We start from the raw sequence: 3,892 nt of genomic DNA on the forward strand, positions 1-3,892 counted from the left end.
ACTCTGGCCTCCCTGGGCTTCGCCCGCGCCGGCGACCCCGTGCCCATCGGCCACACCCGCACCAGAGCCACCGGCTTCCCCGAATGGCCCATCCTCACCGACCCCGCCAACGCGCGCCACGCCCTCAACCTGGTCGGCGACCTGCGCCGGATCGAGAAGACCGCGCGCGCGAAACCCGGCAACGCGAAGAAGAGCATCGACGAACTGGCGCGGATGCTCGACGAGTCGGCACCGCACTTCCTGCCGACCTTCCTGGAGGAGGCCGGCCGGATCTTCCTGCGCAACGACAACCGCGCCTACGCCACCCAGTACTTCGGGAAGGCCCGCGAGGCCGAGCGCGCCCACAACCTCGACATCGACGAGGAGCGCCACCGCCAGGTGTTCCTCGAATTCGCCCTGGCGGGCGCCGTGTCGGCCAAAGAGCTGAGCGCCGAGGGCAGGGCCCTGCTGGAGCGCTACGGCGCGGGCGCCGCACTCGACAGTTTCCTCGCCCTCAACGTCGAGCGCGTCAAGGGCGGTATGCCGCCGTACGGGGGGCTCGCCGCCGACGTGAGGCGCCTCGCCCAGGAGGCGGGAGCGGACCTGCTCGACACCCAGGTCCGCCTCCTGCGCCAGATCCTGCCCTCCCCCTCCATCGAGCGGGCCTCCGCCGCATTCTGGAAGCAGTTCCGGCGCGCCCTCGTGGAACTCGCGCGGAGCGACGAGGAGGCGAAGGGGGTGGTGGCCCGCCTCGCGCCCCCGGCGGTGGCGCCCGACGACTGGGTGGGCCTCCTGGAAAAGCTGGGGATCACCGGCGACCTCGTGGACGGCCGCCTCGACTGCCGGGAGTGGGTGGGCAGGTACACCCGGATGCTGCAAGGGACGTGGCGCGCGCCCTACCCCCGCGCGCTGTGCCTGCTGATCCGCCGTATGAAAGGGCTGGCGGGCAAGACGGTGGAGCTGTCCAACGCCCTGTACTGCCTCGAACCGGAGATCCTCGACGCCATTGTCGAGGCGGGGGCCCGCCCCGCTTTCGACACCGGAACGCGCTTCTACTCCAGCCTCCGCCTCGACCGCTGGGCCGAGTCCCCGGACCGGCCCGACCTGGACTTCCTCGCCGACTCCGACATGGCGCCCCTGGTCGTGAGGGGGATCGAGTCCACGATGCGCTCCCACCTCGACACCCTCATCGCGCACTCGGGAACGCGGCGGATGCTGGGGGTGTGGGCCCGGCCCAGGCTCGGCGGCGAACCGACCACCGCCCAGGTCCTGGCCGAGATCAAGCGCCTGTCCAGGCTGCTCACCCCCTCGGGGGCGCGCGCGTTCCCCGACCAGCTCGCGGCACTGGCCGCCCACCTCGACGGCCCCCGGCTGCTCGCCCGGACCCTGCGCGACGGCCTCGTCACGGAGCTCGCGTGGCCGGAACTGGAGGCCGCCGCAGCGGAGTCCGGCGACGAGGCGCCCACCCTCCACGAGTCCTTCCCCGCCGTCGGCGTCGCCTCGAAGGGGCGCATCGTATGGGTCGACGGGGACCAGCGGGTCGCCGAGGCGGCCTTCTCCCCGAAGAAGGGCAAGAGGGCGCAGTGGTGGGACTACCTGCTGGTCAAGGGCGAGACCGCCTACCTGCGCCGCCACAACAACGGCACCAGCGATCTGACGTGGTCCAACAACCCCGGGGCCCCGATCGACCTGGGGTACGCCTACTGGGAGCGGCCCTCGTGGAGCAGTGCCACACTGCCCGTCCCCGGGGGCCGCCTGGTGGGCGAGAGGGTCGTGCGCGTGGGGGACTCCGAGCACCCCTTCACCGCCCCCTGCCCGCTGTTGAGCGAGGACGGGCACTACTGGCGCGTGGACGGCGGCCGCGTCAACGAGGTCGATCCCCGGACCGGTGCCGTTGGGCGCGAGTCGCTGCCGGGGCCGCTGGCGGACCTCATCGCCCCCTACCTGCGCGACGGGTGGGAACTGCGCCCCCACGCCGTCTCCTGGTGCCCGGCCACACCGACGACTGAGCGGTCCCTCATGTCCACTGCCCAGGGCCGCCACGCGTGGGTCGCCCTGGTCCGTGACGGCGAGTTCCTCCACCTCGACGCCGACGGGCACGCGTGCCGGGCCGGCTCCTGGAGCGTGATGGGGAGGATCAGGAGACCGGGCGGGGGGCACTGGCTGGTCTCCAACGGCGTCCTCTCGCGCGAGGACGGCTCCCCCCTGCTGCGCACAGCGGGCGCGAACGGACTGGCCCACCTGCTCCACCGGGTCCCCCGCATCGGCTGGCACCAGTTCCAGGTCCGCGACGCGGCCGCCAGCGGGCGCCTGCGGAACGCCACCGAGGAGCAGGCGCAGGCCCTGCTGGCGGCTGTGCCCGCTGCCTCCAGCGCCGACCCCGCCGAACCGGCGAATCCCCCGCAGGACCCGGCCGAAGTCCTCACCGACGCCGCCCGGGCCGCCGCGCGCGCCTTCCTGGGGTCCGGGGAAGACGCGCTCGTCGACGCCGTCGTGTGGGCGGCTGCCGGGGTGAAGAGGATCCTCCAGTTGGGGGCGGTCCCGGACGCCGCAGCGCTCGGGGCCCCGCGCAGCTTCCCGGGCGCCGAGGCGTCGTGCGCCGCGGTGCGGTGGGCGACCGGGGGCTGGGGGCGCGCGACCGACCGGGACGCCATCGGCAACGTCGTGCGCCGCCTGGCGGGTGAGAACGTCGCGTTCACGTACGTCGAGGACTCCCTGCCCGTGGTCCTCGCCGAACCTCTCGCCCTGCTCTTCTCCGCCGCCCGCCCACTGGCGCCGCGGGAGTCCGTCGAGGCAACGGCCGCGGCCTTCGGCGACGTGGCCGACCAGGGCCTGTACTCCCCGTCCTGCTGCGTCTTCGACGTGCCCGGACTGCGCCAGCCCCTCCAGGGAGGCGCCCCCGCGCCCCTCGTCGACACGCCCGACGGCCCCGCCGTCATGCTCGGCAGGAGCGCCTTCAACGTGCCATCGGACACTTCGAAGCGCTTCTACTCGCCCTCGGGGGGCGTGCCCCCATCAGTCCATGGCACCACCCCCCAGGTCGCCATGCGCGGGTGCGGCATCGACGCGGACACCATCATCGGGGCGTTCAGGACCCTCCTGTCCGACGGGGCGCCGCCGTGGGACCCGGAGGCGGCACGGCGCCTGGCGGAGGGCACCGGGTGGTCACCGGCGGCCGCGGCGCTCTTCATGGCGGGGCTTCCCGGCGTCCAACCCGTCTCCGCGGGCCCCCTCGCCAAGGACCTGCGCGCGCTCCTGGGCTTGAAGGCGAAGGAGGCGCGGGAGGGCCAGGAGTTCCTCATGGGCCTGGGATCGGCCGCGCTGAGGCGCCTCGTCGCAGCCGCCGCCCACGACCCCGTCCGCTTCGTGCGCGAGGGAGCGGACGTCGACGCGGTGGTCGAGGCGTGGCGCCGCGAGGACGACGGCTCCTACCGCCTGCCCGGCGACCTCCTGGACAAGGCGGGGCGCGCCTTCCGCTACGGGGGCCGCGCCGCCCTCCTCGGGCTCGGCGGCTCCCCCGACGAGCGGAACCTGGACGCCTGGTTGTGGGCGGCGGCGCTGGCCCACCGGGACGACCCCCTGGCCGGGTGGCTGGCGGACGCCCACGAGGCGATGAAGCGCGCCTGCGCGGCCACCCCCCTGACGTGGTCGGTGTACGACCGGGGAGCGGCGCTGCGCCCCCTCCTGGGGCTGCCCCCCGCCGCCAAGGACACGCCGAGGGGCCGCGTCGACTCCGCCGGGGCGTGGACCCTGGCGGCTGACGGCTACAGCACGTCTGTCACGTGGGATCCCGCCGCGTGCGCGGACCTTCAGGCCGAGGCCCGCCTCGTGCGGGCACTGCCCTACGACGACGGGCACTACGAGAGGATCCGGGCGCGCCTCGACATCCTGTCGGGTGTGTACGGGGCTGTTG

At 74.4% G+C, this 3,892-nt stretch carries 1 protein-coding gene; it reads left to right on the plus strand.

Annotated elements, in window-relative coordinates; genetic code table 11:
• On the plus strand, positions 1–3,892 hold a 3,892-nt coding region (locus tag BH719_RS02950; protein ID WP_009743253.1), incomplete at both ends, for a hypothetical protein.

Source organism: Pauljensenia hongkongensis (assembly GCF_001746855.1).
In the GTDB taxonomy this organism is placed as follows: Bacteria; Actinomycetota; Actinomycetes; order Actinomycetales; family Actinomycetaceae; genus Pauljensenia; species Pauljensenia hongkongensis.